Origin of the sequence: Filobacillus milosensis, from assembly GCF_004402015.1 — a bacterium.
Lineage (GTDB): Bacteria > Bacillota > Bacilli > Bacillales > Alkalibacillaceae > Filobacillus > Filobacillus milosensis.
Genome location: NZ_SOPW01000024.1, coordinates 1 through 17,505, shown reverse-complemented (window position 1 = coordinate 17,505; position 17,505 = coordinate 1). Strand labels below are relative to the sequence as shown.

Sequence of the window (17,505 nt, the reverse complement as noted above, 5' to 3'; positions counted from 1 at the left end):
AAGGAGGAGTAAAATGGGCTTCTTAGAAAATTTCACTGAAGATAAATTAGAAGAAGCGGCTATTGAAATTATTCAAGAGCTTGGATATGAATATTTATTTGGTCCAGATATAAGTTCAGATGGAGAAAGGCCCGAACGTAAAGATTACCGTGATGTTATATTAGAAGATAGGTTAAAGGATGCTCTGTTTAGAAATAATCGCCATCTACCTCAAGAAGCAATTGATGAAGCTTATCGACAAATCGTTGCATTCAATAGTCCGAGTTTAGAAGAAAATAACCGTTATTTTCATAGGCTCGTGACAGAAGGAATTGATGTGTCTTTTCACCAGGATGGTCAAAACCAAACAAAGAAAGCTTTCTTAATTGATTTTGAAGGGCCTTCAAACAATGAATTCGTTGTGGTTAATCAGTTTACAATCATTGAAAAAGAAGAACGTCGTCCTGACCTTGTTCTATTTATTAATGGAATCCCTTTTGTGGTGATCGAGTTAAAATCAGCATCTGATGAAAATGCTAGTATTGATCATGCTTATGCACAGATTCAAACGTACAAACGTGATATTCCAACTCTATTTAATTATAACGCGTTCTGCATTTTATCAGATGGTATAAATGCAAAAGCTGGAACAATCACTGCTAGTCAAGAACGTTTCATGAATTGGCGTACAGTAGATGGTGAAAATGTTGAACCATTAGAGGTTCCCCAGTATGAAGTGCTATTAAGAGGAATGTTATCTAAAAATCGTCTAATTGATATTATTCAAAACTTTATACTTTTTCAGGAGTCGCACGAAGAAGAACGGGATGAAACTGGTAAAAAAATAGGTGATAAGAAGTCGATTGCTAAGATTTTGGCAGCGTATCATCAGTATTTTGCTGTTAAGAAAGCCCTTGACCATACTAAAAAGGCGACGAGTGAGGAAGGCGACCGTAAAATCGGTGTAATTTGGCATACACAAGGTTCGGGTAAGAGTTTTTCAATGGTCTTTTATACAGGACAGTTAATTAATCAACTTAAGAACAATCCAACTATTGTTGTCATTACTGACCGCAATGATTTGGATGATCAGTTGTATAATACATTCGCGAAATCACAAGATATTTTAATGCAGTCACCTAAACAAGCACATATTCGTAAATTGACTGATGAACAGAAGAAGCAACAAGCGAACGAAAACTCTCAAGAAGTTAATGGCTTATATGACCTTTTAAATGAACGTCAGTCTGGTGGTATTATTTTTACGACCATTCAAAAGTTTAAACCCGAAGAAGAAGAGATGCCCGTTTTAACTGATCGAAAAAATGTGATTATCATCGCTGATGAAGCCCATCGTAGTCAATATGGTTTATCCGCTAAGACAGACCGTAAAACTGGTGATGTTAAATATGGTTATGCAAAATATCTGCGCGATGCTTTACCAAATGCTTCATTTATCGGTTTTACAGGGACACCAATAGAGCTAGAGGACAAATCAACTCCAGCCGTATTCGGTAATTATATCGACATTTATGACATGACACGTGCTGTAGAGGATGAAGCGACGGTCAAAATCTATTATGAAAACCGAATAATTCGACTTGAGGCAAATGAGGAAGAATTAGCTCAAATTGACCAAGAGTTCGAAGAGATTACAGAGGATCACGAAGAATCATCACGAGAAAAATATAAATCGAAATGGTCAAAGCTCGAAGCGATTGTTGGATCACCTAGTCGTATTGAGAAGCTTGCTAAGGATATTGTGAATCACTATGAAGAAAAGTCCAAAACAATCGAAGGAAAAGCAATGGTAGTGGCTATGAGTCGTCGTATTTGTGTAGATCTCTATGATGAAATCATCAAACTTCGTCCTGACTGGCATTCAGATGATGATGATAAAGGTAAGATTAAAGTTGTTATGACAGGCAGTGCCGCTGATGAAGAATCTCTACAGCGTCACATTGGTGGTAAAAAACGACGAGATTTACTAGCCAAACGAATGAAAGATAACAGTGATGAGCTAAAGATTGTCATCGTTCGTGACATGTGGCTAACAGGTTTTGATGTACCATCCATGCACACGATGTATATTGATAAACCAATGCAGGGTCACAATCTTATGCAGGCTATTGCTCGTGTAAACCGAGTTTTTAAAGACAAATCGGGTGGAGTTGTTGTTGACTATATCGGAATTTTAGAGAGCTTGAAAAAAGCTTTAAATCAATATACAGATAGTGATAAAAAGACAACTGGTATTGATACCTCAGCAGCTATCGCAATCATGAAAGAAAAACTTGAGATTTTGCAGAATATGATGCATGGTTTTGATTATTCAGCTTATATGGAATCATCACAATCTGGTAGAATCCGTGCCATAACAGGTGGTATGAACTTAATTTTTGGTAAGAGTGAACAGGAACAGAAAGAATTTAAACAGAAGGCAACTGAACTTGCCAAAGCTCATTCACTTTGTGCTGCCACCAACGAAGGTAAAGAAGTTGCACTAGAAGTTAGCTACTTTAAAGCTGTTAAAGCCAGTTTGAATAAACTGCAAGAAAAACAGCCTAAGCGTCAATCCAAAAAAGAAGTTGAAGCAAGAGTAAGTCAACTACTTGAACGATCTATAATCTCAGAAGAAGCCGTCGATGTATTTGATGTTATGGGATTAGAACATCCAGATGTGTCAATTTTATCTGAAGAATTTCTAGATGAAGTTCGAGATTATGAACATAAAAACCTTGCAGTTGAGATGTTGAGAAAGTTACTTGAAGGTAACATTAAATCAATGGAAAGAAGTAATCTCGTTAAATCTCAGAAATACTCAGAGAAACTGAAGAAGTCTCTCAACAAGTACAAAAACCAAGCAATTACAAATGCTGAAGTTATGGAAGAATTAATCCAAATGGCGAATGAAATGAAAGAAGATCGTCAAAAAGAGCAAGACTTAGGCTTAAACGAAGATGAGATTGCTTTCTATGATGCTTTAACTTCAGAGGATGTTGTTAAAGAATTAATGGAGGATGAAGTGTTACGGCAAATTGCCAATGAATTAACACAAGCAATTAGACGTAATATGACCATTGATTGGCACGTCAGGAAGAGTGCTCGTGCTGGTATGAGACGTATTGTTAAAAGGTTATTAAAGAAGTATGATTATCCACCAGATCAAGCGAAAAATGCATTAAACACCGTGATGCACCAAGCTGAATTAATGGCGGAACATACAGAAGTTAGAGAATGGAATTACGAACAAGCTGCAGAGTCTAAAGGTGAATATAAATTATAACAACTAGGTCAGTCATTATAAAAAGTTTGGTTAAAGAACTTTTTAGGATGGCTGACTTTTTTATATTTTATGGAAATGAATGTTTGCTGATATATGTAAAGTAACTGTTTCAACAAACTATTTTCTATCTATCTCGCAAAGACAGCTTATCTAAAAACTATTGAAATTAAAGGAGGTGATCTATATGTCTGTTAAACACGTGCCAACTGAAATTGTGCATAGTGGGAGTAAAGGTGGAACAACTGGTTGTGGATTTAATACAAATGAAAGCCCTAGTCACTGGGCAAATACAAGTTCTAGAATAACTTGTGATAAAAATGGTTGTAAAAATTAAACTTTTTAAAAAGTGGGTAACAAAAGATCAAAGAGAAGATGAAGGCAAGGGGAGCTTGCCGGTTATAGTCCATTTGCCTCAATAACTGCAAAATAAATCAGTTAACTGGTTTATACAATTTTTAATATTAAAAGCTATAATTATCAATAAAAAGGTAGACTGACAAAAACGTATTTAGAAATAGATAATATTGAAAGAAGGTGTTAGAATGACAGTTTTCTTATTGCATCCAAAATTAACAATTGGACAAGAAAGAAAAGCTATTGATTTTTTAGAAGCTTGTTCGAATGAATTACAGGAGCATATAAATATTTCCGTTATTAACAACATTATGGCGTTGAATTCTATAAAAATATCTAAAAATGATATCTTTTTGTTTTTTAATAGACAGGATCAAAATTACTCAGAACACGTAACAGGGTTCTTTAAAAATATAATCGCTGTTAAAAACAATGAAGAACAAAAATCTGACCTTTTCCCAATAGCTATTAATAGTGAAACACGATCACCTCATAACCTTTTAGGTCATTTGCAAAGTTTCGATATAACAGAACAACTTAGACAAAGAGCTTTAAATGAAAACTACATAGATACAATAGCTGTTAATCTAGCTAGAACAATAGTTACACGTATGCAACCTACACTGGCACAAGATAGTATGAACTTATTTATTAGTCACCGTCGATTAGATGGTGAAGAAATTGCAGCATCGTTTTGTAAAGAACTAAGATTACGAGCTGAGAGCGCATTTAGAGATTTAATTGATATAAAAGTTGGGGAAAATGCACAAGAGGTAATAGAAGAGAACTTAAGACAAAGTGATGCTGTAATACTACTAGATACCCCTAAAACTTGGGAATCAGATTGGATTGATAGAGAGATAAGAATGGCCTTATCTATTAATATACCAATAGTTTGGATTAAACTAGGTGAACACTCTCCAGATCATAATTTAAAAACTAGACCGTCGGATAAGCCGCACTTTAACTTAGAGGGGTTAAACCCGCAGGAAACGAATATTAATCTTGATATTATTGACAACATAATTCATAAAGCTTTTAGCATTTCAAGGGAATTTGCAAGTAATACATTTGACAAATTACTACAACTAAAATCATTGACAACAGAAGCAGGATTCTCTTTTACTGAGTTAGACCAGAGGAGGATGATATATCAGGTTAAAGTGCCAAGGGAAGGATTTAAATACCAACAGCGCCCAATGACTCATCTAGTACAATTCTACGGGAGAGTACCTAAAAACCAAGATATAGATGACTTTGTACCAGCATTAAATGAACTAGGTTATGAACCCCATCCACAAATGGGACCTTATTATGATGCATCAATTCTGTTAGGTCCAATGTCAGGTTCTGTTTTTCAATCTACAGTAAGTGGGCAGGAAAAGTGTTTTATAGACTCATTCGATGAGTATATTGGAAATATTGAGGAACTAAAGAATAGTAGTTATAGCAACAATGTAACTGATAAAGGGATAATAATATCGGGTGCATTTCCAGATTGTGAACCAGAACATCAGCAAGTGTTAACAAATGCAATTCATATTTTCATCCAAATGGCTTTGAAAAAAGGTTTAACTATAATATTTGGTGCACATCCAACATTTCAACATTTGATTTTTGATATGGCTAAAATGAAATACCCTAAAAAATATGCGGAAATTATTCATATGTATATATCGAAGTATTTTGTAACTGAATCAATTATCGAAGAACACAAGAAGAATGCAACAGTTTTCCCCACTGATAATGTGGAAAATGACAGGCAGAAAAGTCTTACTTTAATGCGTAAAAGTATGATTTCAGATAAAAAGGCTTCAGCACTTATTGCCCTTGGAGGAAAAACTGACGCTCAAGGTCATTCACCTGGAGTAGAGGAAGAAATTGAATTAGCAAGAGCAGCAGGTATACCAGTTTTTGTAATTGGATCAGTTGGCGGTCATACAGCGCAAATAGCAAAGAAAATGCAAGAAAGTGACTGGGTAAATACTTTAAATCATTTATCAAATACAGAAAATAAAGAATTGATGTTAAGTAGTGATTTAAGAATGGTAGCTAATAAAATATTTAAACATCTAGATATCTAAATTAATTTAAAATTAAAGGAGACAAAAAGTATGGCAAGAAAAGCATTCTATAGTTTTCATTATAAAGCTGATAATAATAGGGCGTCACAAATACGGAATATGGGGGTAATAGAAGGTAATCGAACTGTTACCGATAATAATTGGGAAAAGATAAAAAGAGGTGGTGACAAAGCTATCCAAAATTGGATTGATAGTCAATTACACGGAAAATCCTGTACAGTTGTTTTAATCGGAAGTAACACTGCTGGCCGGAAATGGATTAACTATGAGATAGAAAAATCATGGAATGACGGAAAAGGTCTTCTTGGTATTTATGTGCATAATTTAAAGAATTTACAGGGTAATAAAGAAGAAAAAGGAGATAATCCATTTGATAATTTTACTATGAAACGAAATAACGCAAAACTTTCATCAATTGTAAAAGCAATAAATCCTCCTAGTAAAGACAGTAAGAAAGTATATGCTTATATACAAGACAATTTACTGGACTGGATTGAAGAAGCAATAGAGATTAGAAAAAAATATTGATAGTATTGGGAAAGTGGGAATAGTCATGAGTCTTTTTAATGTAGATGATCTAAGATTAATTGCTAAAAATAAAAAGCCATTATATGAAAGTTCACAACAAACTATTCAAAAGTCATTTGCTAATTTTAATGAAAATAAAAATTATGATGTATTTTTATCTCATTCCTATAGTGATGCTGAAGTAATACTTGGTTTATGTTACTTTATAGAATCATTAGGTTACACAGTTTATTTGGATTGGAAAGAAGACCCCCAAATGAATAGAGGACAAGTTACTAAACTAACAGCAAATACATTAAGAAAAAGGATGGGACAAAGTGCATCTTTGCTTTTTGCAACCTCTGAGCATTCAACTGAATCAGTGTGGATGCCTTGGGAATTAGGATATTTTGATGCTCTTAAAGGAAAAGTAGCTATTCTCCCGTTAACTATTCGTAGTAATTCAATAGATGAATATAAGGGGCAAGAGTATTTAGGTTTGTATGAATACGCTGTTAGGACTGGAACTTCAATATTCATTCATAGCGATGAGAAAAATTTTGTTGGATTTGAAAGGTGGATTAAAGGCGTGAATCCTTAAAAGATTATTAATAGGATTACTATAATTAGTCCCTTTTCACTAGAAAAAATTCTAAATAAACAGCAATTGCAAGACTTATTATTAGATAATGTAATTCTATTAGGGGGGTTCAAATGAAAATAGATATAATAGAAAAAAGTCTGTATAAATATTTAAATGAATATATATATGATGTTATTGAGAACTATAAAGATGGAGAAGAATGGAAAGATAATATTAATGAAAGATTTGAAAAATTTGTTAATGATAACGATTTAAGCAATATGTCTGAAAACACTTACATAATTAATACTCTAGAAGCTATATTAAGTTTAGATCAAATACCAATTGAAGAGGTAGTAATGAGAGCTTCTCAAAGATTTGGGGAAGAGATTTTTAATGAAGTAAGTAAGGAAATAGGGGCATATGATAAAATAGAACCTGAAATCATTTACCAAATAATAACCTTTTACAAATCTCGTTTATTATTGATGTTAATTTCACAATTTGAGTACTTTGATAGAACAGATTATGATATCTTTCTTTCTCATAGTAGTATTGATTCAAGAGAAGTGCTGGGGCTTAAACTTCTGTTTTTATTTGAGCACAACTTGTCAACATACATTGATTGGTTAGACGATTTTCAGCTTAATTATTTAAGAGCAACACAAAAAATCATTTCTTTAATATTGGATTTCACTAACCATAATACTAATATATTATTTAGATATTTAGAAGAATTTTATTCTGGTGAGGCCATGCTTAAAGAATACACTAATAAAGAAATTACTAATAAAATATTAGATTCCCTACGTAGTTCAGGTTGTGTTTTATATGTTGATAGTAGAAATTCCAGGTATTCTAAGTGGATGCCTTTTGAATTAGGTTATGCCATGGCTTATGAAAATAAGCCAATATATAGGATGTTAATTCAATATAAGAGAACCAGAATTGGATCGATTAAAAATAGTAGTTTTTTGAGTGATTTTGAAGTTATTGATGATATAGATAAATTTATAAAGTATCTAAATATAAGAAGTAAAGTAACTGTATAAAACTATAGGTGACATCTATACATGATCTCTTTATCGATTTTTATATGGATTATGATGACTCTAATAATTTTTTACAAATGAGAAAACGTTAAAGGGGCAAAAGATAAAGAAATATTATTAAAAACTACAGCAAAAATACAATTATGTATTAAATTTAGAGATTGATTATAAGAATAACACTTTATAATAGGTGTTATTCTTTTTTATGAATGAGACTAATTTAACTAGTGTGGAAAGTATTGTATTGATACGTTAGTAGTTATAAAATAGAAATATTAGGTTAATCAGTTGATTGTTGTTAATAATGGGGGAATTTAAGTGGTCGATATATTATTAAATAATAAGGAATTCTTTACTACAGAAGAGTACGCAAATTTATTAATAAAAGTAATTGTCTCTGTTTTGGTGATAGTTTTTATTGCTTATATATATGTCAGTTGGCGGACAAATTCATTTATTAAAACCTTAAAAAATTCTAGAGCTGAAAATGTCCACCAAACTATAAACAATATGAATGATCGAATCAACAATAAAAAATATATGTGGAAAAGTGTATATGATAAGAAGTGGAATCAATATTATTTTTATTATAATCAGTCTGATGACTTTATTCCAGATCCATACGAATATTTTAAAAGAGAAGATTTAGTATATAAGGTTGGTCAAAGGAAATTTGTTGAAACTATCCCTGCTATGCTTGTATCTTTAGGAATTTTGGGTACTTTTATTGGGATATTTTTAGGTATTCAAGATCTTCAAGGGGGAAGTTCTGAACAAATACAAATAGGTATTAATACTTTACTGGAAGGTATGGATGTAGCATTTATGTCTTCTATAGTAGGTATATTAGGATCCTTAGCTTTTCAAATAATTGACAGGTTACTTTTTTATCCACTATTACTCCTGAAGAAAATTGATAAATTACGAGATTCTTTAGATGAAGTAATTCCAGTTGAATCTGAAGGTAGTTTGTTACAAAATCTCGTAGAAACACAAAAAGAACAGATGAACGATCTCAAAGAGTTTTTCACAGATGAGTTTATTAATCGACTAACATCAGGTATTACAGAATCTTTTAATCAATCCATTCAACCTCACCTTGAACAAACACAGCAGACCATGCAAGAGTTAGTTGAAAAAACTACTGAAAAACAACATGAGTCAATGGATCAAATGGTAGATAATTTTATTGACTCTCTTAATGAAACGACAAACAATCATATGGATAATATTTTAGAAGCTTTTGGTAAATCAATTGAATGGCAGGAGCATGTCCACTCACGAATGGAGATATTAGTTGAAAATGTGATGAAAGCTGCTGAAAATCAATCTGAAATGGTGGAAGAAACGAAAGGTTTAACAAATACATTAAATCAATTTACAGATTCCTATGCTAATTACCAAGAAAACCTTTTTGATTTATCCAATAAATTGGAAAGCACTTCCTCATCATTTGATTCAATTTTAGAACGTATGGATACCGTCTTACATTCTTTAGGAGAAAGATATACTGAAGTGGAAGATCAATTAAAAGCGCGAATTGATGAGATGAATCAAAGCATTGAGTTATTTAAAGATCAAAGTAATATGTTGACCCAGGTTCAAAGCGATATTCAATCAACGGCGAGTAGTTTACATGGTATGACGAATCAGTTAGCTGAACAAGGAGAATCATTGAGAAAGCAACATGAGGTTACTAACCAATGGAGTGATAAAACTCAGAGTCTCTTAGAAGATGTGGTTGAACAAGCACAAGTACAAGAGCAATCAACAAGTCATCTTAATGAAATTTTAAATAAAGTGATGGAAGAACGGGAACGAATTGAAAATATTAGAGGATCTTATGAGGAAATACTGGAAAACAATGTCCAAGATTTGAAACGTCAATGGGAAGCAAACAGCCTAGCTATGAATCATAGTAATGAGAATATTGAAAGATTAAATAATTCATTAGATTCATCAATTGAGTCCTTTGCGGAACAGATGCACCAAGGCATTCAATTTACATTTGAGCAATTTGACCGAGAGTTACAACAAGCCGTTCAATACCTGGCAACTGGTGTAGATGGATTAAGGGATATTGTGGAATCCATGGATAAAGACTTAAGTGGTATTAACACATACATTAGTTCGTTAAAAGAAACTGTTGAAACAACTTCGAATAGCCAAAGCTAAAGGGTGAGATCAAATGGCAAGAAAACGTTTAGAGAGATCGAGAGAATATAAGCATGTTGAAGAAGAAGGTAATCACTATTGGATGTCTTATTCTGATTTGATGAGTGCGTTGCTATTTGTGTTTGCATTATTGTTGATGGTTAATATGTTTAGTAATCAAAAAGAAATTGAAGCTAAAAATGAAGTTATAGAGGACATCATAGGTATAAAATCAGAAATTATAAAGGAACTTAGTGCAACATTTAAGGGGTCTGATGTTGAGATGATTATAGATCCTCAAACAGGTGCTATAACACTCTCAAGCGGTGTGCTCTTTGAGTATAGTAGCTCAAAAATTTCGGAAGAAGGTAAAGAAAACTTAGCGAAGTTCATTCCATTGTATATGGAAGTTTTACTATCAGAACAATTCAAGCCACATATTTCGCAAATAATCATTGAGGGCCACACAGATAATCAAGGGAGTTACTTGTATAACTTAGAGCTATCCCATAATCGATCGTTAGCAGTAGTGCAGGAAATTTTGTCTGAAGACTTTCCTATGGAGGATCAGGACGGTCATTTAAGAGATGTTCTTACTTCTAATGGTAGATCTTATAGTGATCCTATTTTGGATAACGGTGAAGTTGATCAAGATGCTTCGCGTCGTGTTGAATTTAAGTTTAGATTAAAAGATGAGGAAATGTTTGAAGAAATTCAAGAGTTGGTGGCTAATAATGAATCATAAGTTTGATTTTTCCTTTCACTTTAAGCCTACAAAATTAAAGGAGATATCCAAGAAACTAGAAAATCAATATAAAGGTGTAAAATCACTCCCTGATTATATTATAAGACGAGATTTACCGTTAATTCTAAAAGAAATAGAGGAATTACCATACGATGAACAAGAGATTATTAAGTACTCAAAAACGTTAAAAAGACTTCATTTGAATCTATTAGCGAGTGAATATCCTTATGGTATAGAAGATGAACTATTGCACAGTAAAATTCGTCTAATCTTAGAGCGTCGTTATAACAGTATTATAGGTAAACGATTTTGGTATCATTTTCAAATACGACCCAAGGACCCCTTTATTATTGCACTTCTGTCAAAAGCGTTTAAAGAGGAAAACGAACAATTCTTATCATTAAGTAGTTCTGTCAGAAAGATGTATAACGAAATTTTTCAGAGTGATGAAGTAATAGAATCTATGTCAATTAAACTTGGTCAAGAAGCGGCTGGTGTGGATCAGGCCATAAAACTTTGGAAGATTCAAGAAGGCAAAGAATTACACCACTTATTATGGAATCACATGATCTTTCAGTTTATTGATAACGACCAGTTTATTAGAACGCAAAATCAAGAGACATTGAAAGAAGTTTTATATTATTACCCTCTTAAAGATTTTAAGCAAGTAATGGAACTTTACTTACATAGCTTTAATGTCGATGATTTTCATGAATTTATCATGCAAATACTACTACACCGTTTAGGTAATCCAGCTGAATCGTTATCAAAGTGGGATGGAGTAAGTAACAATGCCATTAACAAGGTCAAACAATGGCTATTTCAACGTAAACTAGAGGAGTTTTTAGACTCCGAGCGATTTCAATATTGGAAAAAGTATATTCATTTAACTAATAATGTAAAGACAATCAATGACCCACCTATATCTGCTATGTATTTTGGAGAGTTTGTTGTTGTTGAGTTTGCTAATAAGGGAAATGCTGCTTATTTTTATGAAACGGTTGGCTTTGACCGAACTCTGTCTAAGAACTTGAAAACAGGTACTAAAGTGGAATACTTAAAAAATCAATATGCTCCATATTTCATCAACAAGTTGAATCACTCAGGAGGTTGGGATTGGCGGTTTGATCAATATATGAATCAATACTTAAAAGGTAGTTATGACTTTATTCATTAAGGATGATAATCAATGGCGATTTTTACTAGACTTAAAGCTTCTATTAAGATTAATAAAGAATTTACAAGTACAGGTATAATTTTTAGCATTCAAAAAAACGACGAATTGGTTCCTTTGCCTGTTCAGTTAACAGTATCTGATATAAAGCAAGTAAAAAATCTGGATACATTATTGTTAATGGAAGACTTGTTCTATGATCAAAGGTTAATAGAATTGGAACGCTTGAATTATTTATTAGAATATAAAGAACTCTACCATTTAGAAGCTGATGAGAGAGAATTACTAAATCTGCCTGATGAAGTGACTTCTTTATTTTTCAAGCTTGATAATAAAGGTATTATTGGTCGATCAAACTTTGAATTGAACCTAAGTTATCGAACAGAAAAATATCCGAAGTTAGATTTAGTTGGTAAAAGGTATCAAAACCTAATTCAACTAAACGATGGTCAATTAGTTTTAATGACGGAAAATGATGTAAAATTAATCAATGCTGTACATGAAGTTCCTTATAAACAAGGTGAAGAGTTACTACGTCAGATTTCAAAGATTAAGCATCTAGCAAAAGGCTCAAAAGTTGAGTTAAATGAGTATTTAACTCGGGAAAACTATGAATTTATTGAAGGTGTAGAGCCAGATGTTGAAAGAGGTTCTGACGGAATCCAAATTATACCAAGTTATTCTCATGATGAATTAGATGAAGAAGTATTGAATCATGAGCAATTAGTTGGTCGTGGGTATGTAAAACAAGAAGGTAAAAGAGTTTTTGTTGATGAAAAGGCTAAGGAAACTGCCCTGAGATTAAATCAAATTGAACGAATCGAAGAGAAAGATATACCTCGGTTTATTGAGAATCCTGAATCTTTTATTCCGGAAGATATTGGTGGTATCTCTTTAGAAAACTTTGGTGAACGAGTTAAGAAATTAGGAATACAGGTTTATAAGGCTCAACCATTTGTGTATGCCAATGAAAATGAGCGTGGTTGGTTCGATTATAATGTTGGTTATAACGTTCAAAATGAATTGGGCGAACAAATTAGTCAGGAGTCTTTAGGATACTTTGAAACGGAAGGCAATTATAAAAAGGTTGATAATAATACATACGTGTCAGTACCTAATGATGTAAATGAATTTGAAGAATATGCTTCCAAAATAAAAAATGAAAGGAATCAAGGAATACATTCTAATTATGTTATAGAAATATTTGAGAACATCCAGTCTGTTGAATTTAATGCTCCGTTACAAGAGTTTCGACAACAATTAGAAGACTCGAATGTTAAGAATAAAATACCTCCTAAGCTATTTAAAGCTAACTTACATCCTTTCCAAGAGGAAGGTTTTGTCTGGATGAAGCATTTACATTTCATTGGTTATGGTGGCCTTTTAGCTGATGATATGGGGTTAGGTAAGACAGTTCAAGTTATTGCATTTCTATCTCATTTGAAAGATATTGGTAAGTTAACACCCACATTGTTAGTATTGCCAAAATCATTAATTGAGAATTGGAAGAATGAAATGCATAATTTTGCCCCAGAGTTAACTCATAGTCCATATGTGCACATCGGCGCTAATCGTTTGAAAGACCCTAAAACAATATCTCACTTTGATATTGTATTAACTACCTATGATACGTTGGTTAGAGATCAGATTGTATTGGGGCAGATTGACTGGGAAATGGTTATTTCTGACGAGGCACAGAAAATCAAAAACCCTTCTACATCGACTTCACGTGTCATTAAGGCGTTAAAAAATAAAGGCCGTATTGCTTTAACGGGAACACCAGTTGAAAACAATCTAACTGAACTATGGTCAATTGTGGATTTTGTACAACCGGGTTTGTTAGGAAGCCTTAATGAATTTAAAAAGAAATACGAAAGTGCTATTAAAAATGGAGAAAGTTATGACCATATCCAAAGTCGTCTTGAGGAAGAAATGAAATTAGTATTTAAACGACGTACCAAAAAGGGAGAACTTGAGAATCAATTACCAAAGAAAATCGAACATCAAGGTGAGTTTGAAGTTCAGTTTGGGCCAGAGCAAGAAAAGATGTATCAATCTGTGATTCATCAGATTAAACAAAAAGATATTGCGCCATTGCAGGGGATACAAGAATTAAAAAAAATATCTTCTCATCCAGGATTATATGATCGTTCATATTCTAATTTAAAGATTAAGAAAGTACCCAAATTAAAAGTCACGATGGATATTCTTAAGAATATTCACTCAAAAGGTGAGAAGGCGTTAATTTTTACTGAATATAGAGAAATGCAGTCCATTTTAAAAAGAGCGATTGTTGAAGAATTTAAACTGAATGCTATGGTCATTAATGGTTCTACCGATTCAAGACAAGATTTAGTTGACCAGTTTAATAAAAATGATGGTTTTGATGTTTTAATTCTATCCCCTAAAGCTGCAGGTGTAGGCTTAACTATTACGAGTGCTAATCACGTCATCCACTATACAAGATGGTGGAACCCTGCAGTTGAGAACCAGGCAACTGATCGCGCATATCGAATCGGGCAAGAGAAGGATGTGCACGTTTATTATCCAACTATAAAGACTAATGTTGGAAAAGGATTTGAAGAACTAGTCGATCAGGTACTTAGTGAGAAGAAAGAACTTGCAGAAAATGTAATTGTACCAAGTAAAAATCTTGATATTGAAGAAGAGTTACAAAAGGAGCTTATACATTAAAGGGTGGTCCATACCAATTCGGAAGACGCAACCAGATAGGGTTAACAGATTTTAGAGGGTATAACTAAGTAGAATGCTATATTGTTTAGAAAAATGTTTGTGTAGCAAAGGATAGGCTAATAGTAAGGGTATTAACTTATTAATGGTCTTTTTCCGTAGATAGACATGTAAGTGTTATAAGGCATAGTTTGATTTAAAATACTACGTTTCTTAACGCTGGTAGTATTCAAGATTGGGAGGAGTAAATGGAATGTATAATGATAAAACCACATCATTAAATCAAAAAGAGAAAGATTTATTAGTAACTCTTACAAAGAAATATGAGGAATTTATCCAGCCGAGTCCTTTGCAAACACATTTAATAAACACAAAAGATAAAGTATCTGAATTCTTACCAGAAAAAGTAAAGGAAATCACTTCAGATTCTATAAAAAGTGCGAGCGATTGGGTGGTAATAAAAAAGGTGATGGAAAGTTCTGGTAAGGGTTTTGGGGTCGTAAATGAAAATTCTGCAAGATATACTTTAAGCAAAAAGCATGTAATAAAATCTTTAAGTATGGAAGATGTCCAAATTGATCAATTTGAAGGAATATGTAAACTAAGAAGTTATTACATTGAAAAGAATGTAATTAACAGGAGGAAAATGTTTGATTTACCTACGGCATTTGTAGGTGGAGGGGTAACAGGGTTCTTTGGTTTATGGGGAGTCCCATTTAACTTAGCCTACACCTTTTTTATGTATTATAGAACTGTTCAAGCTGTGGGATTATATTATGGCTATGATGTTGTTGATGATCCAAGAGAGTTAGAATTTGCATCCAGTGTAACAATAGAATGTCTATCTCCCCATATAGCGTCAGATGCACAGAACCTAGGGTCAATAGTTAGTAAGATGATGTTTGCTACAAACGTTACAGTCTTAAAAGAGTCATTAACGAAATTATCATATAAACAAATGGCCCAAAAAGGTGGGGCTGAATTACTATATGTTCAGATACGAGCATTAGCAAATGCCCAAGCCAAAAAAGCACTTGAAAAGGCAGGTAAAGAAGGAGTAGAAGCAGGAATATTCAAAAATCTACTCGAACAGATTGGTAAAAGAATGAGCAAAGAAACTGGAAAAAAAGCGGTGCCTGTAATAGGGGGATTTATTGGGGCTATGTCAGACACATATACCATGAATAAGATAATAAAAGGAGCAAACTTAATCTATCATAAGAGGTTTTTATTTGAGAAAGAAATTAGAATAAGTGAGATTAGTTCTGATTCACATGATAATCATAGACCTGATATTCTGGACTACAATGAAATAATGAATAAAGTTAGGCCCTGACAAGGTGAGTTAAAACGAGCCTGGAATTGAACCAAGCCCGTTCATTTTTTGCCTCTTAAATAACCACGGTGAACCTTATCACAAACAGTGGTAAAGTAAAGAGTAGGTGTTGTATTAACAAAAGAAATTCTGATAAGATTAGATTTTTAAGGGGGATGTGTTTTATTGTTTTTATTATTAAATGATTTGTTTATAAATCTTTGTGTACTCATTTCGTTAATTTTTATATATCTGCAAGTAAGATGGAAGTTCTTCAAATTAGAGGGAAAACGAAAAATTTATATTATACTAGATGGACTTGCAGGGGGAGTTTTAGGATATATTTTAATGAATTTCTCAATACAAGTAACAACTGAAACAATTGTTGACTTACGTTTCATACCAGTTATGCTTATTTTAATGTTTGTAGGGATTCCTCAAGCAATAATTAGCGCATTCTTAATAATAATCGGCAGGTTTGTATTTGGTGTAACTACTTCTGCCGTTGCAGCAATGATTTCAATGTCCATTTTAATTATAGGTTTTATCTTAATTCATAAATTATTTAAAAAAAATAATCTAGCTCTAAATTCTTATAAACAAGGTCTAGTGATGATCATATTTTCGAGTATAGTATTTAGTATTATCATTTCATTTCTTGTTAAAGACGTCGGAATTCTAATAAGTTTACTTCCTCCCTATTGGATTATATCTATTATAGGCGGACTTACTGCTGTTTTCTTTGTGGAGTATATTCGAAAAACTCAATACCTTATATTGAGATATGAAAAAGAATCTAAAACAGATTTTCTTACTGGTTTAAATAATGTACGCCAATTTGATGTCATTTGGAATTCGCTTATTAGTAATGCTAATGATAAAAAGGAAAGATTGTCGTTATTAATTATTGATATTGATTATTTTAAAAATATAAATGATACATTTGGTCACCCGATTGGAGATAAAATTCTAATAGAATTTGGAAAGATTTTAAAAAGTACCACTCGCTCTATTGATTTCGTATCTAGAAATGGGGGAGAGGAGTTTTCAGTAATCCTACCTGATTGCCCACATCATCAAGCGATAGAAATAGCAGAACGTATTAGGGAAACGGTGGAAATACATCAATTCCATGTATCATCAGAACAAACGATTAACTTAACTATTTCAATAGGTGTTGCCACATATCCTGACACAGTCAGTGATATGAACCAAGTTGTGGGTACTGCTGATGAAGGTTTGTACAAGGCAAAATGGGCAGGGAGAAATAGAGTCTGTGCTAACTATAGTGAATAATAGTAAAACTAAACCTAAACTAAAATGTTGATTATGCCAGATTAGTGATTAATTTAAACAATTAGACTAGAAAAGTATAGAAGATGTATGAATTAATGATCCATTCAAGTATTTAACTTAGACATCATCGATTCCCAAAAGCAAACCCCGTATTCCTATTAAGGTGAACTGACCCAGGGAAATGAGACAAGAAAAAACACCTATGCTGCCACGGTCCTGTATTCAACAGGGCTGTGGCAATTTAATTTTGAAAAAGGTCGTATATAATTGTAATAATACATGTAA

The 17,505-nt window shown here is 32.7% G+C and carries 13 protein-coding genes; 12 read left to right on the top strand and 1 reads right to left on the bottom strand.

Annotated features, from left to right (window positions below; all coding sequences use genetic code 11):
• Positions 1 to 13 precede the first annotated feature (13 nt).
• The 12 genes from E3U55_RS15730 to E3U55_RS15680 all read left to right on the top strand — a co-directional run bounded on the left by E3U55_RS15730 (position 14) and on the right by E3U55_RS15680 (position 17,220).
• A complete protein-coding gene (locus tag E3U55_RS15730) occupies positions 14 to 3,265 on the top strand; it encodes a type I restriction endonuclease subunit R (protein ID WP_134341444.1) in 3,252 nt (1,083 codons plus the stop codon).
• A gap of 184 nt (positions 3,266 to 3,449) precedes the next feature.
• Entirely contained in the window at positions 3,450 to 3,599 is a 150-nt protein-coding gene (locus E3U55_RS17590) for a hypothetical protein (RefSeq protein ID WP_194840954.1), read from the top strand.
• A gap of 208 nt (positions 3,600 to 3,807) precedes the next feature.
• Entirely contained in the window at positions 3,808 to 5,703 is a 1,896-nt protein-coding gene (locus E3U55_RS15725) for an SLOG domain-containing protein (protein ID WP_134341443.1), read from the top strand.
• A gap of 30 nt (positions 5,704 to 5,733) precedes the next feature.
• Entirely contained in the window at positions 5,734 to 6,231 is a 498-nt protein-coding gene (locus E3U55_RS15720; RefSeq protein WP_134341442.1) for a TIR domain-containing protein, read from the top strand.
• A 25-nt stretch (positions 6,232 to 6,256) separates the two neighbouring features.
• Complete coding sequence (locus tag E3U55_RS15715) at positions 6,257 to 6,811, top strand: TIR domain-containing protein (protein WP_134341441.1); 555 nt, start codon at positions 6,257 to 6,259, stop codon at positions 6,809 to 6,811.
• Between the two features lie 113 nt (positions 6,812 to 6,924).
• The gene (locus E3U55_RS15710; RefSeq protein WP_134341440.1) at positions 6,925 to 7,845 is read left to right on the top strand and encodes a hypothetical protein; all 921 of its coding nucleotides are present in this window, start codon (positions 6,925 to 6,927) and stop codon (positions 7,843 to 7,845) included.
• A gap of 318 nt (positions 7,846 to 8,163) precedes the next feature.
• On the top strand, positions 8,164 to 10,020 hold the full coding sequence (zorA, locus tag E3U55_RS15705) for an anti-phage ZorAB system protein ZorA (RefSeq protein WP_134341439.1): 1,857 nt from the start codon (positions 8,164 to 8,166) through the stop codon (positions 10,018 to 10,020).
• A gap of 13 nt (positions 10,021 to 10,033) precedes the next feature.
• Positions 10,034 to 10,744: an OmpA family protein gene (locus tag E3U55_RS15700; protein ID WP_134341438.1), complete on the top strand. Its 711-nt coding sequence runs from the start codon at positions 10,034 to 10,036 to the stop codon at positions 10,742 to 10,744.
• On the top strand, positions 10,734 to 11,921 hold the full coding sequence (locus E3U55_RS15695) for an EH signature domain-containing protein (protein ID WP_194840953.1): 1,188 nt from the start codon (positions 10,734 to 10,736) through the stop codon (positions 11,919 to 11,921). The genes E3U55_RS15700 and E3U55_RS15695 overlap by 11 nt, the downstream gene beginning before the upstream one ends.
• 12 nt (positions 11,922 to 11,933) lie before the next feature.
• Positions 11,934 to 14,612: a DEAD/DEAH box helicase gene (locus E3U55_RS15690; RefSeq protein WP_134341436.1), complete on the top strand. Its 2,679-nt coding sequence runs from the start codon at positions 11,934 to 11,936 to the stop codon at positions 14,610 to 14,612.
• A gap of 250 nt (positions 14,613 to 14,862) precedes the next feature.
• Positions 14,863 to 15,945: an EcsC family protein gene (locus tag E3U55_RS15685; RefSeq protein ID WP_134341435.1), complete on the top strand. Its 1,083-nt coding sequence runs from the start codon at positions 14,863 to 14,865 to the stop codon at positions 15,943 to 15,945.
• A gap of 165 nt (positions 15,946 to 16,110) precedes the next feature.
• Positions 16,111 to 17,220 carry a GGDEF domain-containing protein gene (locus E3U55_RS15680; RefSeq protein WP_134341434.1) on the top strand — a complete coding sequence of 370 codons (1,110 nt, stop codon included), beginning with the start codon at positions 16,111 to 16,113 and terminating at the stop codon, positions 17,218 to 17,220.
• A gap of 200 nt (positions 17,221 to 17,420) precedes the next feature.
• Here the strand turns inward: E3U55_RS15680 and E3U55_RS18015 are convergent, their stop codons facing one another.
• The gene (locus E3U55_RS18015; protein WP_407644108.1) at positions 17,421 to 17,501 is read right to left on the bottom strand and encodes a hypothetical protein; all 81 of its coding nucleotides are present in this window, start codon (positions 17,499 to 17,501) and stop codon (positions 17,421 to 17,423) included.
• Positions 17,502 to 17,505 lie beyond the last annotated feature (4 nt).